The following is an 18,334-nucleotide window of genomic DNA, read 5'->3' as shown; positions in this document are numbered from 1 at the left end:
GCCATATTTGTAGGTTTTGACTGAATATAGAGCCGAGCATCCGGCGAGAGTTCCGCCCCCTTTTCGGAAGAGCTCTCCACCCTCAGTGGAGGTTGTGTCGGATGATTTTGCATCTAAATGGAGCGCTAAAAAATCATCGCGCCTTCACAGGCCTGGAATATTCAATCGATTGCGGCCGGCATGTAAGGGATAGGACTTCCCCTGCCACACAAACCGGGTCGGCAGGCCTTTGGGAACTGTTATGGTCGCGCGCACCGATTTACCCGTTACGCGGTAACGAACGGAGAGACGTCCATTGGGCGTCGGGGTTGCCGCATCGACGGCCTTGAGCGTGCCGAGGTGGGGCGCAATAACGGCCGATCTGTAGCCGGTCGCATCGGGTCTGAGGCCTGCCACAATACCGATGAGATCGGCCGTGGGATGCGCTGACCAGGCGTGCGTATCTGAACGGGTCTCTCCACGGGTTTCTGGCCACGTTGTGAAGTTCTGTTTCAGCAGGTCGCGCCAGGTTTTGACCAGACCGAGATACTCGGTATCGAGATCTGCATGGTCAAAGGCCTTGATGAGGTACCAGGAGAAATAATAGCTGGTTTCGATCATGCCTGTCGGGGCATCCACGCCATTTCCTTTTGTAATCTGTCTTAGGATATCCGCTGCCTTATCCTTTGGGGCGACGTCATAAAGCACGGCCAGGGCATTGGCGTGCTGGCTGAATACAGTTCTGTCGGGCGAGTCGGCATACAGGCCTGTGCGCGCGTCCCAGCACTGATCCTGAATGGCGCGTGTGACGGTTTCGGCCTTTTGCAGGTCTTGGCTTGCCAAAGCCGGATCACCCGCGGCCATTTCGACGGCCGCCATGTCCTTCAGCGCGCCGAGATAGCTTAATGTGACGACGCAAGACGTTTTCGTTGTTGCATCGAACGAGGGAAAACGATCCGCTCGGGTCGCCTCACCCGGCTGTTGCGCTTCGCCAGCCCAGTCAATGTAGTTCCAATAGGGCGTCATGCCGACGAGCCCGTTTGTGGCGACATAAGGCGCATACCAGTCAAGGACCCGGCGTGCACCGGCCAGATTACGTTTCAGGACGGCGGTCTCCCGGTGGTATTGCGCATAGTCGCGCATCATCCCAATCCACAAAAGACCGAACGGCGGGATGATGTTATCTCCGCTTGAGGGATAGGCCGACTGAACCATGCCGTCCTTGGTTTGCGAGTGTCCGTAGGCGTCGATCGCCTGTATGGTCAGACGAGGATCGCCAGAGACCGTATGGGCGATGACGCTCTCTATTCGGGTGTCGCCCACATATTGAAGCTGTTCCCAGTACGCGCTGTCCATGAAAGTCTCATGGGCATTTATGGACAGGGTGCGCCAACCAATCTCCCAGATCTGATTGAGGCCGTCGTCGTCTGATTTAAAATAGCCGTGTTGCTGAAAGGGATAACCCGTCTGATAAAGGCGCAGGCCTTCGAGCGTAAGCGGCTGATCGGCTGTCTCAACATGGATCTGAAGGAAACGCCAGGTCCGCCACCACAGAGGGCGGAAGGCGACATGCGTCTGGCCGTCGGGCAAGAATGTATCTTCGATGCCAAGCGCCCGGCGGTCCTCAATGGCATTGCGATCCCCCTTCTTCTTGTCGTGGTCGTACAAGGCCTCAGAATAGGTGACGGTGATTTTGGCGCCCTTGCCGCCAGACACGATATAGGTCGGATAGGCTGACACCATGTGGACCTGATCGATGAGAAGGATGGCCGATTGCCTGGCGGCGATGGTCACGGCCGCCTTTGGGAATGCCGGTGCGGTCGGGAGATCAGTCCGGACAACCTTCCCGGGCGAAATTGGGGAATAGCGCATCGCGGGCAGTCTGTCCGCTTCCAGCGTCCAGGGAGCGACCTCAGCCGGTCCTGCGGTCGGAACTGCCTCAACCCAATCGGATCTGGATTCAGTCGCGCCGTTCCATGTCCAGTCCGCCTTGGAGGCGTCGACGATTTCTGAATTGCCAGCGGCATAGTAGGTGCCACCAAGAACCGCGTTCAGGTGGGGCCACGGGGCAGCGAACGTCCGGCTGGGGTCACGCGACACGCGCCAGCCTGCGCCTGTCTCAAAAACTGAAGCCTTTCCTGTCCCCCGTATCCAGAAGCCGGTGCGGGCGCTGATCTGCGCCAGAGGGGAAATGCCGCCAGAAACACTGTTCCAGACCTCGGCGGCCACGATATTTTTGCCCTTACGGAGATAGGGTCTGATATCAATCTGTTGATATCGCCAGTGCGCCAGGTCGCCACGAGACGGGCCTTGGGCCACACGCCGGCCGTTCACATAGAGCACGAAACGATTATCGGCGCTGACGTCAATCAGATAGGCGCTGGCCAGCGTGTCCAGATTTACTTCCCGCCGAAAGTGCAACACGACCGGCTTTTGGGCGTCCAAGGCTGGATGGGTGATCCACTGTGGCTCGGCCTGTGCGGCTGTCGCGCTCAAATCCAGGACCATGAGCAGAGCGCACATGAAGCTTAATCTGATCATGGGTATCCGCCTCCGTTTTCCACGAGAAGACGGCATTGTAAGCTTGTTGTAAAGTCTTGTGAGAGCTTTGCTGATAGAAAAATAACTGCCCCCTCCATCCTATTGTCGGGCAAAAATGAGTGTCTGACAGATAGGGGCGCAACGGAGCATAGAATAGAGCCATGCAATAACTAAAAGCCGTAAATCCCTAAGGATTACGGCGCTTTGCCCGCAATGCATGCCAAGCTGATCATGTTGAGAAAGTGTTTGCCGCTGTGATCAGCTTGCTTAAACCGTCGGGTCGATATCGCGATTGTAGGCCGTACGCAAACCAGCTTCCTTGGCCGATTGCAGGCTATGCAGGCTGACGATCGGCGGCGCGCCGGCCGAGGTGCTCAAGGCACGGCCGTCGATATCATACTGATGTTCGCCAACGTTGAACGCCGCCGGGTTACGACCGTCTTTATGTACCTGCAAAGGTTCCTGGCCGTTTTCGACAATTACCCAGGCACTGTCATATAGTCTGATGCTCATGCCCAGATCCTCACTTTATCCAATGACGAGGCCTTAGCATGGCCTTGTCTCTTTGTCGCGGAACTTAAACGCGTTCGGCTTGCAAGGTAAAGCGTGATGCGCTGCCGGGCGTAAAAATCAGCGTTTCTGTACCCGCTTCCTGGATTGTTTTCACGAGCTTGCCGTTCAGTTTCAGGCGCGAAAGCCTTTCTCCTGTTGGTAAACGCAGACGCAGGCGCACCTCTTGCGGACGGCTCTGGCCGTGGAAAATAATTTCACCGCTCAGAGTTTTTTTACCGCCCTGCAGCGACAGATCAACCCGGCCCCAACGCGTGGGCGCCCCCTGAAATCACTATGGGATCACCTGAGGCGATCCAGTCACGCGGTATAGCCTTGCCGAGATGAAGCGTTTCAGAATCTGATGCCTCAAACACCAGCATCCAGCGCACCAGCTTCGGAATCGTGAGTTGTGCCGGGATGCAGTAAAGCGGCAGGTCGCCGTCGATACCGGTCACCTCCCCTGCCACCCAGGTGCCGGGTGTATGCGAGTGGTAGCGATGCGAATGGAGGAACAGAAGATATTCCTCGATGCGATCCGAACGCAGAAGCTGTTGCGCATAGCCATACGAGATGAAACCCAACTGATCACGGTGCGTTTCATTGGCTGGTGCTATATTGGCGACCACCCCGATGCAGGTGCCGCCATGGCCTCGCACGCCATTGATCACGGTTTGCGCCAGATCATCGGGCAAAACATCGGCGTGCAGCATTTCGGCGTAGACGCGATGTGCCCAGCCATGTTCCGAGCTTTGTTTCTTCGCCTGCGCCTCAGCATAGGCCTCGCGGTGGGTCAGCTTCGTGCCTGGGAGCACCGCCAGATAGGGCGGCGTCACATCCTTGCGGATATTGGCGCGCATGGTCTTGACCAGTTGGACTTGCAAGGTGTCAGCACGTGCGTTCCAGTTCTTGGCCAGCGCCGCCTGATCGGGTGCGATCAAGGGCCAGACGCGGGCGATATCGCGCCAGCCGCGCACAGCGAAGGCCGAATTGTTCCAGTATGGTTTCCACCAGACGGACGGATCGGGATGCAGGCAGGCATCGGATTCGCTCCAGCCATCGAGCAGACCGAAGCCTGCGTCGCCGGCAGGTTTTTTCAGGCTGAGATCGTGCAGGTCGGTTAGGATGGCCGCCGTGCTGGCGATCTTGCCTGCATGCGCACGCACCGTGGCGAGATCGCCGGTATAGTTGAGATAACGCGCCAGCAGGCTGAGCGTCAGACCGAACTGCGGCACTTCCGGCCCACGCATGTTGATCATGCCGTCAGGTGCCGTGAAATCGTTGAAATAGTTATCGAGCACGCGCTTGGCCTGATCGAAACGGCCCCATTCGAGATTGGCGTAGAGCGATGAGGTCAGGATGTCCTGGAAGCCATCATATTCCGGCCCGAAATAGTCACGATCGACGACGCCATATTTGGGATAGACGCCTTGCGGGCGGGTGATCAGTTCCTTGGCGAAGGCGTGGGTGACCATGTCGCTTAGCGCCTTGTCAGGTATGGTCAAGGCGGATTGATCGCGCACTTCATTTTGCCAATAGGTCGCGAAATCGAACAGGCCCTTGTAGAAATCGGCGGCCTCAGGCTCAACACGACGCGGCGGGAATGGCGCGTAGGAATAGCCAAAACTGGTCTTGACCGGCTTGCCATTGTCGTACTGGATGGTGCGGTGCCAGGTCTGGACCAACAGAGCATCCGGCGCCTTGACGTCGGCAAAGATCAGCAGGTCGTAATAGCGCGTCGGCGATACCTCGATGATCTTGTGGATCGCCGGCATCCAGCCGCCAAGCAGACCTTCCCAGCGCTTCTTCACGCCATCGTCACCCTTCAGGTCTGGGAAGGCGTGCTCCGGGCGATAGCCGCGCGTGCGGCCATTAGGGAAGACGGGCATGGTGTCGCCTTGCTGGCGTGTGCCGACGAAATTGGTCCAGGCCATACGGGTACCGAGTTCATCGGCCTTGAAGTTCCAGCCGGCCGGCGGGGCCGCACGCCTCACCTGTTCCGGGTCGGGGTCCCCTCCTCCCGCCAGCAGTTTGTCAGCCAGCAGATCGGCATCGGCCAGGCAGATGTCTTTCAGTGCAAGGCCCAGCCATTTCGGCTCGATATCGTCGAAACAGGCTTCCGGGCGCTTTGACACAACGAGCGCCTGATCCCCTTTGAAAAAGGTTATGCTGCCATCCCGGCGGCCCTGATCCTCATAGACCGTCCAGCCGTCGAATTCGGCCAGTTTGGCGTGTCCGGCTACAGGTGCATCTTTGGCTGCAGAGAAAGCCGGAGCCGCAATCGCTGGCGCGGCTGCTGCGCCCATAGCCGCTATAGTCGAGCCTGTGAGGAAAGTACGGCGGTCGAAGGATAGAGGCATGGCGGTCTCCTGGATTGAAAGTGTATACGGTATATTATTTTGTCGACTGCGCTACTGCAATTTTCAGCAGCCGGACAGAAAAACGGCGCCGCCAGCTTTCGCTAACGACGCCGTCATCCGATCACATGATCATACTCTTAGAAGGCGGCCGAAAGGCCGATAAAGAACATGCGGCCCAAGGCATCATAGGTGCTGGGGAAGGTGTTGCCGTTACCATTTTCGAACAACAGGTTTGCCATGATAGCAGGTGGGTCCTTGTCGAAGAGGTTGTTGATACCGGCCCGTAGCACAACACCATGCGGCAGGTTCTTGGTCGCTGCCAGGTCGAAGTAATTATAGGCTTCGATCTTGGCATTCAGGGTCGACTTGGTGCCGGTCAGGTACTTGTCTGTGCTGTTGGTCGCGAGCTTTGCTTCACCGAAGTAACGCCAGTTGAGGGAGATCGAGGACGGGGCCCAGACCGAGGTCGATGAAGGCGTCCAGGTGGTGCGCAGGTTGTGGCGCCACTTGGGAGAAGGCTGACCGCAGGCGCCGCCGAAGAGGCCCTTACAATCATAGGACCCAAGACCCGGCAGAACTTCGGTTTCAAGCAATTCCAGCAAAGTCCCGACCATCGAGAAGTTCACATTGCCATACTGGGTATCGAGCAAATAGGAACCCGAAAAGTCGTAACCGGTTGTCTCTAGGTAACCAGTATTGACGTTGGTCGATGTGACATATCCACCCTTCGTATCACTGCCATACAAGGCGCCATTGTTCGGATTGCGATGAATCAGACCGCAATAGAATGCGTCACCCGTAGTGATACACTGCGAAACAGCCGTCTGAGCTTGGACTGAACCGATATAGCCATCAATGTGAATTTTATAGTAGTCGACGCTAACCGCGAGGTTGCGCACGGCGCTCGGGGTGAAGACCAGACCGAAAGTGGTTGTCTTGGCGGTTTCCGGATCGAGGTTCGGATTGCCACCTGACAAGGCCGTACCAGTACCTGCCAAAGTGTCCGGAATCTTACTGACGTCATACTTCGTGGCATCTACGCCCGTCGCCGCACATTGTGCCGCCGTAGGTGCGCCGGTCTTTACGATTTCGCTACGCGAACAAGGGTCGGTCAGGGCCACATTGCCCACGGCCTGTGATGAGAACAGTTCGTTGATATTGGCGGCGCGCATAGCCTTGTTGTAGCTTGCGCGGAATAGGATATCCCGTGTCGGCGCATATTTGACTTCGATCTTGGAGGTCTCGGTCTTCTTGGAATTGCCTTTGGATTTTGACGAGGACACATCGTAGTTTGACGTGCGGTAACCAAGTGAAGCATCCAGAGAGTAAATCCAGGGCTTATCAGAGACGATCGGCACAGCCAGTTCGGTGAAGACTTCTTCAACCGAGACCTTACCGTCTGAGTTGGTGGCATAGGAGAGCTGCAACTCGTCAAGCTTGATGTCGAGAGTTTCCTTACGATGCTCGACACCGAGAACGAGGGCGAGGCCCTGATCAGCCCAAGGCGACTTGATACCATAGTCACCCAGGTTTCCGCTTACGAAAGCATTGAAGACGTTGATAGTTTGCTCATTGTGGGTAAAGGTCGGGGCATAGATGAAGGCATAACCTTCCGCCGAAGGCCCTTTGGCGCTGAAGACGTCGATTGGCACGCACCCGCCCGAGGTGTCCTTACAGACAACCTGACCATTGACGGTGACGGCTTGCAGGGCCTGAGCTGCCTTGCTCTGATTGATGTCGTTCTGATAGTTCGATTGTGCAATCGTGCTGGCATACATATAGTTGGCGTCATACGACCAGGTGTCATTGATAGCGCCTCGGAAACCGCCGGCGAAGCGGTAATTGGTATGACGCATGTCGTTGCGACGCGGGGTGCCCGTCACAGCGCGCAGACCCAGCCATGTTGTCGCATCGGCTGTAGAGGTGGTCGAGCCGCACAGCATCATTTTTTGCGCATCGCTCATGAGTGGGTTGTCGCAGTTGACGACGAAGTCACGACCCGACCAGATGGCCGAAGGTGCAACCTGGCTGACCGAGTGATCATCCATGAACATGAAGCTGCCATAGGCTTCTACATGTTCGTTGAATGCGTAGTTAGCAAAGGCGCCGGCTTGATAACGTTCCGAATCGCGCAGCAGATAGTTGTCGGGCGCATAGTTGTAGGCATATGCCGAGCTATTAGGCACCCATGTCTTGGAACCGTCAGGGTTGTTGGCGTAGGCCTCCCCCTTGTTCGGGCCGGTTTGCGGCGTAAAGAAACCAAGGCCGTGCGTACCTGAACCGCCGCAGCCAAACTTGGATCCGGCGTCGTCGGCGAAAACCAAGGCGCAGTTCGAATAGTCACGCGCGTCCTGACGCACGGATTCCATCTTGCGATAGCCAAAATAAGCCATCACATTGCCCTTGCCGTCGTCAATATCGCCGCCCGCGGCAATGTTGAAGTCATACTTCTTGCCGTCCCAAACGTTCTCCTTGGCCAAGGCGATGCCCTTAGCCTTTTGAACCCCGCGCAAGCTATCGTCGTCATTGGTATGTTGGTAGATGCTGAACTGTAAATCAACGCGCACACCCTTCAGCTTTTTGCGCATGATGAAGTTGACCACGCCGGACATGGCGTCAGAACCATAGACCGACGACGCGCCGCCGGTAAGGACATCAGTGCGTTCAACGAGGGCCGCAGGGATAAAATTGAGGTCGACGCCGAGGGTTGGTAGGAAACGCTGCCCGTCGATAAGCACCAAAGAGCGGTTAACACCGAGGCTGCGTAGATTGACGCCGGCGGTACCATCGGAATTGTTCGACTGGTTTTCGTTGTTGCCGGCCTCGACCTGTGGCAAGGTCTTAAGAAAGCTATCGACCGCGATGGCACCCTGAAGCTGAACTTCCTTGGAGTCGACCGACGTGATCGGCGAGGCGCTTTTCAGGTTGGGGCGGCGGATACGTGTACCTGTTACCACGACCTGGGTCGCTTCAGGCTCAGCCGCACTTACCGGTGCGTCCTGAGCGAAGGCCGGCGTGATGAAGCAGGCTGTGCCGAGAGCGGCCAAAGCGACCCCGGACATGATCAGCGCTCTATTACTCGTTTTCATTGTTTAAATCCCTTTGCCATGATGTCGATACAAGTGCTGTCGCCCGCGCCAAATGTCGCAGAGGTGAAACAATTGTGACAAATATGAAAAAAACACCGATACAATGTGACGTCAATTATAAAATATACGATTTTATGTCATAAAGTATACAATAAGCGAAATGATGTGGCGGGTGAGACTTTTATATCAGCCTAAAGGTGTAAAAATACCTTATTTGTCCGACTATTAAGTCGTATAAAATGAAACAATGTCTCTGAAAGAATTGGGTTTGCGCCATCCGCAGCGCCCTGTAAACTTGCGCAGACGCGTATTTCGAGATTTGAACCTATGTCCACAGTTCCTGTATTTCAGCACATCACACCTGCAGAGTTTGAGGCCGTGGTGCGACCCCTCGGACAACCGGCAGTGCTGAAGGGAGTGATCAGCGACTGGCCCGCTGTAAAGCTCGCGCAGGAATCCGATGAAGCGCTGGTCGACTATTTAAAAGCCCATGAGAATGGGGAAGTTGTTGGTGTCTATGTCGGCGCGCCAGAAATACGCGGGCACTTCTTCTATGGTGCCGATACGCGCAGCGAAAACTACCGTCATGGCCCGACACCGCTGGCGATGGCACTGGATCGCTTGCTGGCCGAGCGCGATAAACCCAACCCGACCTCTATCTACGTCCAGTCCACCCTTATCGACAAGCATATGCCGGGCTTCGCTGTCGAAAACCATCTCGACCTTCTGCCGCCCACCGTCAGGCCACGTATCTGGATCGGCAATGAGGCCGTCACACGCGCGCACTACGATCTCAGCTTCAATATCGCCGCCGTGGTGGCCGGCAAGCGCCGCTTCTTGCTCTTCCCGCCGGAGCAACTGGTTAATCTCTATCCAGGCCCGTTCGATCGCACCATTGGCGGCGTGCCGGTCAGTATGGTCGATGTCTCAAACCCGGACCTTGAACGCTATCCGCGCTTTGCCGAGGCGCAGAAAACCATGCTGACGGTCGATCTCGAAGCTGGCGACGCCCTCTACCTGCCCTACGGCTGGTGGCACCAGGTGCATTCGCTGTCGCGCTTTAACGTGCTGGTCAATTACTGGTGGGACGATGCCCAGACCGCAGCCCAGCCTTACGATGCCCTCTTCCATGCTATCCTGGCCATCCGCGACATGCCGAAAAGCCATCATCCGCTATGGAAAACGCTTTTCGACTATTATGTCTTTGGTGAACACGGCGATCCTGTGGGGCACCTTAAAGCCCAGGATCAGGGATCGTTGGGATTGCTGACGCCGGAGCGTATCCGTCTCATCAAGCAATCCCTGATCAAAGCGCTGCAAGCTTAATTGGCAGCACAGACCGGCGACGCTGGCTCCTTGGTATCAGCGGCTTCGACTAGGACAGGCTTAGGATACAAAGCTTCCCATTCCTGCGCGGCCACGGCGGCATAGGTCTTCCCATCGGTTGAGGCATCGAACACCGCCCGCAGACAGCGTGTCGTCACCGTATCAAAGCTGACCGCGTTGAAGCCTTCGTTGGATGTGCCGTACGCGCTGGCGTTCGTAACCGGCACCCAGGCTTTTTCATTCCAGTATTCGATATGCCAGTCTTTCGGCGGCGCGACCCCAACACCGGAGCCGGCTGGCTGGTCATTCCAGAACTGGATGCGTGAGCCGTTGAACTTGAGCGGCTGTTCCCACTGGTAGACGACCCACTGCTGCTTTGGATTGTTTGGCGACCAGGTTCCCCAGGTATCGGGCGGCAGCGGATTTTCATGTACCTTGCCGTCATTCAGCGCACGTATCCAGTACTGCACCGGCACCGGCGAGTTGGACGCCACGATGCGGGCGGCGGGCGCAATATTGCGCGTCGGTACGGGGGCGCCTGCTGGCGGATGGGTCGGCTCGACCAACTCGATACGCGCTGGCGTTACGCTGTCGTCCCACTTGACCTCGTCGAGCGAGACACTGCGGCGGAAGTGATCGCCGCCCTTGGCGTCGGCATTGTGGTAGGCGATGTACCACTTGTCCTTGAACTGGACGATGCCGGCGTGCGAGGTGGTGGAGGATACCGGATCGAGCAACACGCCCTGATAGGTCCAGGGACCGAGCGGTGATTTCGCTGTGCCATAGGCCTGACAGGCGTAATAGACAGCCTCGGTGCATTCGGACTCCGGGCCCGCCGTATTGCCGGCATACATCATATAATAGGTGCCGTTGCGCTTGAAGAGCCAAGGCGCCTCGAAGAATCCCTTAAGCGTGCTGACATCGACGGTCTTGCCCTTGAAGGTCATCATGTCCTTCTCAAGCTCGACGCCTTTCAGGCGGCCAAACGTGCCCCAGTAAAAATAGATGCGACCGTCGTCATCGATCAGAACGGTCGGATCGATGTTCTGGATATCGTTGGCCACCGGCACGGATTGCGACACGATCGGACCGGACGGGTGGGCATCGATCCACGGACCTTCGGGACCGTCGGAGACGGCCACACCAATGGAAAAAGCATCTTTGTTCTTGCTGTCGGCCTCGATAACGGGGGCGTACATGTAATAGCGCTTATCGGGACCCTGTACGATCTGGGCGCCGTAGGCACGCGCCGCGGTCGCCCATTTGAACACCGCTTCCGGTCGCATGAAATGCGGATTGTGCCGCCACGTGCCGGACGCCGGATCGTCGGTCTCCAGCATCTGCCATTCCGGCATGATGAAGTCGTTGACGCCCGGTGCCGCAGTATCGCGGCCCGTCAGGATGTACAGTTTGCCATTGGCGACGAAAGGCGCCGGATCGGTCGTGTAGTCCTTGCCATCGGGCAGGATCGGGTTGGAGGCCGCCTTGATCGTTTCCCAATCAGAAGACGTTTGCGCGTGGGCGCAGGCGAGCAAAAGCGGCAAGGCGCAAAGCGCAGGGATCAGGCGCTTCATGCGGCGGTCCCCGTATTGGCAGCGGCGGTAAAGAGCTTGACGCCGAAGACCGGACCGGCGGTCTTGCCTTCCTTCGGATCGAACTTGATCGTCACCTTGGCCTTGCCCTTGGTTAGTTCAAGCGGGATCGGATAGTTGATGTCGATCCAGGCGCCGGGCTGGCGGCCGGTCAGTCGTTCGTGGGCAATGGTGACGCCATCGACCAGAATGTCAAACACGCGGTTGTTTTCCGAACCCCAATAGGTCGCCTGCAGGATCAGAGGTCCCACGTCCTTGCCGTCGCGTTGCGTCTTCATTTCGAACGAGAAGAAGCCAAGTGTGCGGGCGTCGCGGCCCTGACGGCCACGATAGACGACCGGGAACGAGATATCCGATTTCAGATTGTGGTCACGCTCGGGCTGCATTTCGCCAAGGTGCATCACATCGACCGAACGCGCCGCCTCGTCCTTGAGACGGGCCTGCTCGGCGGTATAGGCCACCTGTGCCGTCGCCCATTCTGAGTCGTTGTATTTGCTGAAATAGACGGCGTTGCGGCGCTCATATTGCGCATAGAAGGGCTTGAAGGTCATGTCGCCCGGACGGCCAATGCCGTTGGTCTTGTAAACCGCCTGCTCTATCGAGACCGGCGTAATGCCGGCCAGCAGATCCGCACCAACCAGGGCCGGTGCATCACCCTGCCAATCATCACTGGCCGCGCCGAGATCGGCCGCCATAACCATCGGGCCACGCAGCAGGGCTACGACCTTATCGTCGCCGGCTGTGTGCTCAAAACGCAGATCGAGCGGCAGGTCGAGCGTCACCACGTCGCCGGCGCGCCACTTGCGATGGATCAGGGCGTAACCTTTTGCCGTTTTTGCCAGGGCCGGCTTGCCATTGACAAGCAGGGTGGACGACTTGGCCCATGCCGGAATCCGCACGGCGACGGTGAAGGCTTTGGCGCCGGAAAGCTGGCTGACTTTGAAAGCGATATGACCCTCATAAGGGTATTTCGTCGTCAGTTCGAACGCGGCCTTTTGCGCCGTCCAGTTCAGCTTCGACGGGATGAACAGGTTGACGAACAGGGTCGGATTCAGTGTATTTGGCTGCTCCCAGTAGATCGAGTCGCCATGCTTGGAGTGGCTCTCTATGCCCGACAGCACGCAGCACCAGAAATCATTGTCCGGTGAGGAGTATTCACGCGCCGTGCCCGACATCAGCGGCATCATATAGGTGAACATGCCGGTCTTCGGGTTCTGATGCGCCAGAATATGATTGAGATGGGCGCGCTCGTAATAGTCGAAATAGGCCGCGTCCGGCGACCAGCTATAGAGGTGGCGCGTCAGCTTCAGCATGTTGTAGGTGTTGCAGCTTTCGCAGGTCTGCTCGGTGATATGGGTCGCGATCGTATCCGGCTCGAAGAAATATTCACGGTCGGCATTGCCGCCGATGACGAACGAATGGTGCTGGGTGACGCGCTGCCAGAAGAAGGACGCGGCCTTAGCGTCTTCGGGCTTGCCGGTCAGTTCATAGAGCCGCGCCAGCGCGATCACCTTCGGGACCTGGGTATTAGCGTGGAAATTGGCCAGTTTGTCCTCGCCAGCCTTTAGTGGATCGAGCACCTTATTATCGTAGATACGCTCGGAAAGCTTGAGCCAGCGCGGGTCCTTTGTCCGGCTGTAAAGTTCGGCGAAGGATTCGTTGAGCCCACCGTATTCGCAGTTGAGCATCTTCTGGGTCTGCGCGTCATCAAGCGCGTTGAAGACCTTCTCGATATAGCCGCCGAAGCCGACCGCCACCGTGATGGCCTTCTTGTTACCGCAGAACTTATCGGCATCGAGCAGGCCGGCAAACAGCTTATGCAGGCTGTAGAAGGGCGACCAGGCACCGTTGAGGTCGAAACCAGCCGAGCGAATATCACCCGCCATGATTTCCGGAAAGATTTCCTTGCCATCGACCAGACTGCCGTCCTTGCGCTTTCTCATAATGGCGCCGGTGTAGCCGTCGCCTTGGGCGGCCTGCACCTTGGCCAGTTCATCGACGATATAGTCGACGCGCGCCTTGCATTCCGGATTGCCGGTCTGGGCGTACATCAACGACAGGGCGCTTAAGTAATGGCCAAGCCCCTCGCCCGCGATGGTGTCCGATTCCCAGCCACCATAAAGTTCACCCTTGACCGGCAGACCGGCGAACTTATGGTAATTATGTAAGAAGCGATCGGCCGACAGATAGGTAAGGTATTTTGTGTTGGCCTCGATGGCATCGTAAAAAGGCGAAGGTGTCAGGCGTACATCCTGCATCGGCACCGGTTGCGCCATGGCGGGCAGAACTGCGTCGCCCGTCTTGGCGAAGGCGGTGCCTGAAAGGCTGCTGAGCAGGGTGCCCGCAGCGGCGGTACGGAAGAGGAAACGGCGGTCGACGGTGGCTGCACTGTGTGGCATTGAGCGGGTCATGAACGGCCTCGTTTTTGTCATTGGAACGGTTGCACCGAAATTATTATACTGTATACAATTCTCTTGCAACACCAGATACGTGTCTTTTGAACCGAGGTAATTCCCTGATGAAAGCCCTTCTGCGCGCCACCGCCATGGCCATCGTCCTATCCACCTTAAGCACGGCGCCCGCCTTCGCCGACGCCGCTACGGATCAAAAGTTCGAGACGATATATAAGACTGAATGGGACTGGCGTAGCAAGCAGGAAGCCGCCAATGAGGACAGCCCGTCGGGCGATGTGGCGCCTCACCTGCCAGATGTTTCCAAAAAAGCGCAGGACGCCAAGCTTGCCTACTGGCAGGACGTGCTGAAACAACTTGATGGGGTTGACACTAAAGCGCTGTCGCCGCGTGCGCTAGAGAATTATCAGGTCTATCGTTTCCAGATCGAGACCCTCATCGCCGGCCAGACCTTCAAGCTTTACGAGCGACCGCTGACCGGCGACACCTCCTTCTGGGGTGACCTGTCGGGCATGGCACGCGGCAGCTTCCGCACCGAGCAGGACTATCGCAATTACATCGCGCAACTGGGGGATATCCCGCGCTACTTCAAGGACAACACAGACAACATGCGCGCGGGTCTGAAGCGTGGCTTCACCCTACCGCAGATCTCGCTGCAAGGCCGTGATGCGACCATCACCAGCGTGACGGACGCCAAGACCCTCGAAGACAATATCTATTACCTGCCGTTCAAGTCCCTGCCCGCCACCCTCCCCGCGGACAAGCAGGCCGAGCTCAAGAAACTGGCCGCCGCCGCCATCACCGACAAGGTCGTGCCGGCGCACAAGGCCCTGCTGAAATTCATGCGCGAAGAGTATATCCCTGGCGCCACCAAATCGATCGCCGCCTACGACCTGCCCAATGGCAAGGCCTTCTATCAGGCTCAAGTGCACGAATACGCCACGGTCGATATGACGCCGGAGCAAATTCACCAGATCGGCCTCGATGAGGTGGCCAAGATCAAGGCTGAGATGCAGGCCGTCAAGACCGAGGTCAAGTTCGACGGCGACCTGCCCGCCTTCAACAACTTCCTGCGCACCGACCCGCAATTCTACGTCACCAAGCCGCAGGACCTGCTCGATCGCGCCGCCTGGACGGCCAAGGAATTCGACGGCGTGGCCGCCAAGTATTTCGGCCGGATGCCGCGTTCGCGCTTCGCCATCATTCCGGTGGCGCCGGAACTCGCGCCCTTTTACACCGGCGGCCGTGGCGGCCCTGGCGGCTACTGGGTCAACACCTGGAACCTGCCGGCCCGTCCGCTCTATTCCTTGCCCGCACTCACCCTGCATGAATCGGCGCCGGGCCATGCCTGGCAGATGCCGCTGGCTGCCGAAAACAAGGCGCTGCCGCCCTTCCGTCAATACACCTATATCTCGGCCTATGGCGAAGGCTGGGCGCTTTACAGCGAACGCCTCGGCGTCGAAATGGGCATCTATCACACGCCTTACGAACAGTACGGCATGCTGAGCTATCAGATGTGGCGCGCGGCGCGCCTGGTGGTCGATACCGGCATTCATGCCAAGGGCTGGACGCGCGAACAGGCGCAGAATTTCCTGCTAGAAAACACGGCCCTCTCAAAGCATGAGGTGACCACCGAGGTGGATCGCTATATCGCCTGGCCAGGTCAGGCGCTCAGCTACTATCTCGGTGAAATGGCGATCTGGAAGGCCCGCCACAAGGCTGAAGTGGCTTTGGGCGAAAAGTTCGATATCCGCAAGTTCCATGACGCCGTGCTGGAACTGGGATCGGTGCCACTGCCGGTGCTGGAAGCTCGCATTGACCGCTTCATCGCCGAAGGCGGCAAGGGCCCCTATGACGATGAAGAGTAGAGCGCTTTTTGCTCTCGTTGTCACGCTTCTGCCCTCCGTTGCCCTGGCCACGGAGGCGGAACGCTCAGTAATGAGCAAGGCTGAAATTTCGTCACTGGAGGCGCGCGTCATCACGACGCCGCCGGCCGCGCTGAACCTCGATCCCTTCTATCAGAAATATAGCGACGCCGATGGCATCCCGGTGATCGGCTCGCAGACTGTGCCCGATGCGGCCATCGTGGTCGCGCGCGATATCCTTCTCTTTATGCTGTCGGAACGGCCGGATATACGCAAACAACTGGTCCACGATGGCGCGCGCGTCGGCATTATGGCGATTGACGAGACCACGACCGATCTGCCGGAACAGAGCGACTGGAAGAAGCCGGCCATCGATGATCCGCGCCTGTCGAAATGCGATGTGCGCGATTACGCTAAGACCATAGGTTTGCAATCCGACCGCGATTACTGGGCTGCGCGCGCGCGCGGCATGGGCGGTATCTATACCACCGGCGCGGCTGAGAATATTCTGGGCGTGCCGGACACGCGCTATTACGGCGAGAACATTCTGGTGCATGAGTTTTCGCACAGCATTTTCAACGCCATCCGCAGCGCCGATCCGGCACTGGCGGCGCGCGTCGAAACCGCCTACGCCCACGCCAAGGACAAGCGTTTGTGGCAGGGCGCCTATATGGCAAACACGCTCGATGAATACTGGGCCGAGGGCACGCAGTTCTGGTTCAATTCCAACAAGGCATATATCACCGATACCCTGACGGTGGTCGATGCCGAAGACTTCCAGGCGCATGACGCAGAGCTCTATGCGCTGCTGGCCGAGGTCTATCGTCCAGATCACCACATTCCGGCCGACGCCTATTACAAACACCCGGCACGCATGAATAGCGCGCACATCAATCTCGACGCCAGCGGCAAGGCGAAGGACGATTGTTTTTCCTAACGGTTTTGGGCTCCGTGCAAGAAGCGGACGATTTGCACGACGTCGCCCTTGACCCGATAGCCGATGATAAAAGGCGTCTGCCGAATAACCAGCTCGCGCGTGCCTCTTATTTTGCCTGGACGCCCCATATTCGGATGTTCGAGAAGGCGGTCAGCCTGAAGTTCTATTTCATTCAGTTGGTTGAAAGCTGCCCGCAAACTTTCTTGCGCGACATATTCGATCGCCTGGTCGCGCTTCTGACGGGCGGACACCGTCCAGACAATTCGCATTATTCACCAGAGGCCTTCAAGCGTGCCAAGAGCGACTGGCGCTGACGCTCCATGTCAGCCTTGACCTCTTCATGCGAATTCCAGACTGTATCGGGATCATCGGCTTCGCGCAGCCCTTCTTCCATTTCCGCCACAAACCACGCATCGTATTCGCGTTGCTTTTTCTGCTTGTCGATGAAATCGCGCATGGCCTCGCGCACGATTTGCGACGCAGGCCTATGACTAGCCGCCGCTTCCGCCATAAAGGCCTCGCGCAGTTCAGGCTCTATCTTCATCGTGAAAACGGCATCTTTCGGCATGATAGCGCTCCCGGAAAAGGTACTGACAAAATATACACTTCGTCAGTACTTTTCACAAGCCATCAGCCCTCTTTGTGATAGGCCGTCACGCGTTCGACCTCCTCACGCGAACCCAAGACAACACCCACACGTTGATGCAGGGCCTCCGGCGCGATGTCGAGGATCGGGTTGACGCCATCGGTGGCCACACCGCCGGCCTGCTCGATCAGGAAGGCGATCGGATTGGCTTCATACATCAGGCGCAACTTGCCGATGCCCTTGCGGCTATCGACCGGGTACATGAAAATGCCGCCGCGCGTCAGCACGCGGTGCACATCACCCACCATCGAGGCCAGCCAGCGCATATTGAAGTCCGCGCCGCGCGGGCCGGTTTTTCCGGCCAGACATTCGTCGATATAACGACGCACCGGGGCGGCCCAGTGACGATGGTTCGACATGTTGATGGCGAATTCGCGCGTCGCGGCGGGGATCGTCATGGCAGGCACGGTCATTAGCCAGTCGCCCGATTTTTGATCGAGCGAGAAGGCTGAAACCCCCTTGCCGATCGACAGCACCAGGGTCGTTTGCGGACCATAGATGGCATAGCCCGCCGCCACCTGATGACGGCCGGATTGCAGGACATCGGCTTCGGTCACCTTACCTACTGGTGCCTTCAGAATTGAGAAGATGGTGCCAACCACGCCGTTCACATCGACATTGCTGGAACCATCGATCGGATCAAACACGAGCAAAAAGTCTCCGCCTTTCAACGGATAGATCTCTTCCATTTCCTCGGATACGAGCGCGGCGACCAAGCCTTGACCATCCACTCCGCTCCAGCGCTTTTCCTCGAGCATCATGTCATTAGCGATGACGTCGAGTTGCTTCTGCACCTCGCCCTGAACGTTTTCCTGATTGAGCGCCCCCTGCACGCCGTCGATGGCGCTGGTGTTGACGGCGTGGCCGATCTCGCGGCAGGCGTCCGCGACGGCGAGGATCAACTGGCGCAGACGATCAGGCGCGGTCTGTTCGGTGAGGTATTGGGAGAGAGGTTTCAGCATGGCATCCGATGTGGCTTGTTACTATGCCAAAATGCTGTGAACCGATCACAGCCTTTTGGCAAGGCCGAATGGCCGCC

Annotated in this window: 13 protein-coding genes; 3 read left to right on the top strand and 10 right to left on the bottom strand. The window is 57.8% G+C overall.

Annotation, left to right across the window (positions count from 1 at the left end):
* Window positions 1–144: 144 nt before the first annotated feature.
* The 5 genes from ABQ278_RS18825 to ABQ278_RS18805 form a co-directional block, all read right to left on the bottom strand.
* Window positions 145–2,520 carry an alpha-L-rhamnosidase C-terminal domain-containing protein gene (locus ABQ278_RS18825; protein ID WP_349322559.1) on the bottom strand — a complete coding sequence of 792 codons (2,376 nt, stop codon included), beginning with the start codon at window positions 2,518–2,520 and terminating at the stop codon, window positions 145–147.
* Between the two features lie 267 nt (window positions 2,521–2,787).
* On the bottom strand, window positions 2,788–3,033 hold the full coding sequence (locus tag ABQ278_RS18820) for a hypothetical protein (RefSeq protein WP_349322558.1): 246 nt from the start codon (window positions 3,031–3,033) through the stop codon (window positions 2,788–2,790).
* A gap of 64 nt (window positions 3,034–3,097) precedes the next feature.
* A complete protein-coding gene (locus ABQ278_RS18815; RefSeq protein WP_349322557.1) occupies window positions 3,098–3,253 on the bottom strand; it encodes a hypothetical protein in 156 nt (51 codons plus the stop codon).
* A gap of 73 nt (window positions 3,254–3,326) precedes the next feature.
* Complete coding sequence (locus ABQ278_RS18810) at window positions 3,327–5,429, bottom strand: Tat pathway signal protein (RefSeq protein ID WP_349322556.1); 2,103 nt, start codon at window positions 5,427–5,429, stop codon at window positions 3,327–3,329.
* Window positions 5,430–5,566: 137 nt separating this feature from the next.
* Window positions 5,567–8,518, bottom strand: a complete 2,952-nt coding sequence (locus ABQ278_RS18805; RefSeq protein ID WP_349322555.1) for a TonB-dependent receptor domain-containing protein — start codon at window positions 8,516–8,518, stop codon at window positions 5,567–5,569.
* A gap of 327 nt (window positions 8,519–8,845) precedes the next feature.
* Here ABQ278_RS18805 and ABQ278_RS18800 point away from each other — a divergent pair, with 327 nt between their 5' ends.
* Complete coding sequence (locus ABQ278_RS18800) at window positions 8,846–9,844, top strand: cupin-like domain-containing protein (RefSeq protein WP_349322554.1); 999 nt, start codon at window positions 8,846–8,848, stop codon at window positions 9,842–9,844.
* Here ABQ278_RS18800 and ABQ278_RS18795 read toward each other — a convergent pair.
* Window positions 9,841–11,418, bottom strand: a complete 1,578-nt coding sequence (locus ABQ278_RS18795) for a family 43 glycosylhydrolase (protein WP_349322553.1) — start codon at window positions 11,416–11,418, stop codon at window positions 9,841–9,843. The two genes, ABQ278_RS18800 and ABQ278_RS18795, sit on opposite strands and share 4 nt — an antisense overlap.
* Window positions 11,415–13,847, bottom strand: a complete 2,433-nt coding sequence (locus ABQ278_RS18790; RefSeq protein WP_349322552.1) for a beta-L-arabinofuranosidase domain-containing protein — start codon at window positions 13,845–13,847, stop codon at window positions 11,415–11,417. Before ABQ278_RS18790 ends, ABQ278_RS18795 begins: the two co-directional genes overlap by 4 nt.
* Window positions 13,848–13,954: 107 nt before the next feature.
* Here ABQ278_RS18790 and ABQ278_RS18785 point away from each other — a divergent pair, with 107 nt between their 5' ends.
* Together ABQ278_RS18785 and ABQ278_RS18780 are read left to right on the top strand one after the other, a co-directional pair.
* Window positions 13,955–15,715 (top strand): DUF885 family protein, encoded by a 1,761-nt coding sequence (locus ABQ278_RS18785; RefSeq protein WP_349322551.1) that lies wholly within the window; start codon window positions 13,955–13,957, stop codon window positions 15,713–15,715.
* Window positions 15,716–15,785: 70 nt separating this feature from the next.
* Window positions 15,786–16,649, top strand: coding sequence for a glycoside hydrolase (locus ABQ278_RS18780; RefSeq protein WP_349322550.1), 864 nt, complete (start codon window positions 15,786–15,788; stop codon window positions 16,647–16,649).
* On the opposite strand, the gene ABQ278_RS18775 is transcribed toward ABQ278_RS18780, so the two are convergent.
* From ABQ278_RS18775 to ABQ278_RS18765, 3 genes are all read right to left on the bottom strand, one after another.
* Window positions 16,646–16,918, bottom strand: coding sequence for a type II toxin-antitoxin system RelE/ParE family toxin (locus ABQ278_RS18775; RefSeq protein WP_349322549.1), 273 nt, complete (start codon window positions 16,916–16,918; stop codon window positions 16,646–16,648). The two genes, ABQ278_RS18780 and ABQ278_RS18775, sit on opposite strands and share 4 nt — an antisense overlap.
* Complete coding sequence (locus tag ABQ278_RS18770; RefSeq protein ID WP_349322548.1) at window positions 16,918–17,217, bottom strand: antitoxin of toxin-antitoxin stability system; 300 nt, start codon at window positions 17,215–17,217, stop codon at window positions 16,918–16,920. The genes ABQ278_RS18775 and ABQ278_RS18770 overlap by 1 nt, the downstream gene beginning before the upstream one ends.
* Before the next feature lie 62 nt (window positions 17,218–17,279).
* Window positions 17,280–18,257, bottom strand: a complete 978-nt coding sequence (locus ABQ278_RS18765) for a class 1 fructose-bisphosphatase (RefSeq protein WP_349322547.1) — start codon at window positions 18,255–18,257, stop codon at window positions 17,280–17,282.
* Window positions 18,258–18,334 lie beyond the last annotated feature (77 nt).

The sequence above is a fragment of the Asticcacaulis sp. MM231 genome (assembly GCF_964186625.1).
Taxonomy (GTDB): Bacteria; Pseudomonadota; Alphaproteobacteria; order Caulobacterales; family Caulobacteraceae; genus Asticcacaulis.
Note: the sequence above shows the minus strand (reverse complement) of the source record. Positions and strands in the feature narration are given on the sequence as shown.

Bases quoted from the DNA above. Each gene is read 5' to 3' on its own strand.
- ABQ278_RS18825 (WP_349322559.1), bottom strand. From the start codon at position 2,520: ATGATCAGATTAAGCTTCATGTGCGCTCTGCTCATGGTCCTGGATTTG.
- ABQ278_RS18820 (WP_349322558.1), bottom strand. From the start codon at position 3,033: ATGAGCATCAGACTATATGACAGTGCCTGGGTAATTGTCGAAAACGGC.
- ABQ278_RS18810 (WP_349322556.1), bottom strand. From the start codon at position 5,429: ATGCCTCTATCCTTCGACCGCCGTACTTTCCTCACAGGCTCGACTATA.
- ABQ278_RS18805 (WP_349322555.1), bottom strand. From the start codon at position 8,518: ATGAAAACGAGTAATAGAGCGCTGATCATGTCCGGGGTCGCTTTGGCC.
- ABQ278_RS18800 (WP_349322554.1), top strand. From the start codon at position 8,846: ATGTCCACAGTTCCTGTATTTCAGCACATCACACCTGCAGAGTTTGAG.
- ABQ278_RS18795 (WP_349322553.1), bottom strand. From the start codon at position 11,418: ATGAAGCGCCTGATCCCTGCGCTTTGCGCCTTGCCGCTTTTGCTCGCC.
- ABQ278_RS18790 (WP_349322552.1), bottom strand. From the start codon at position 13,847: ATGACCCGCTCAATGCCACACAGTGCAGCCACCGTCGACCGCCGTTTC.
- ABQ278_RS18785 (WP_349322551.1), top strand. From the start codon at position 13,955: ATGAAAGCCCTTCTGCGCGCCACCGCCATGGCCATCGTCCTATCCACC.
- ABQ278_RS18780 (WP_349322550.1), top strand. From the start codon at position 15,786: ATGAGCAAGGCTGAAATTTCGTCACTGGAGGCGCGCGTCATCACGACG.
- ABQ278_RS18775 (WP_349322549.1), bottom strand. From the start codon at position 16,918: ATGCGAATTGTCTGGACGGTGTCCGCCCGTCAGAAGCGCGACCAGGCG.
- ABQ278_RS18770 (WP_349322548.1), bottom strand. From the start codon at position 17,217: ATGCCGAAAGATGCCGTTTTCACGATGAAGATAGAGCCTGAACTGCGC.
- ABQ278_RS18765 (WP_349322547.1), bottom strand. From the start codon at position 18,257: ATGCTGAAACCTCTCTCCCAATACCTCACCGAACAGACCGCGCCTGAT.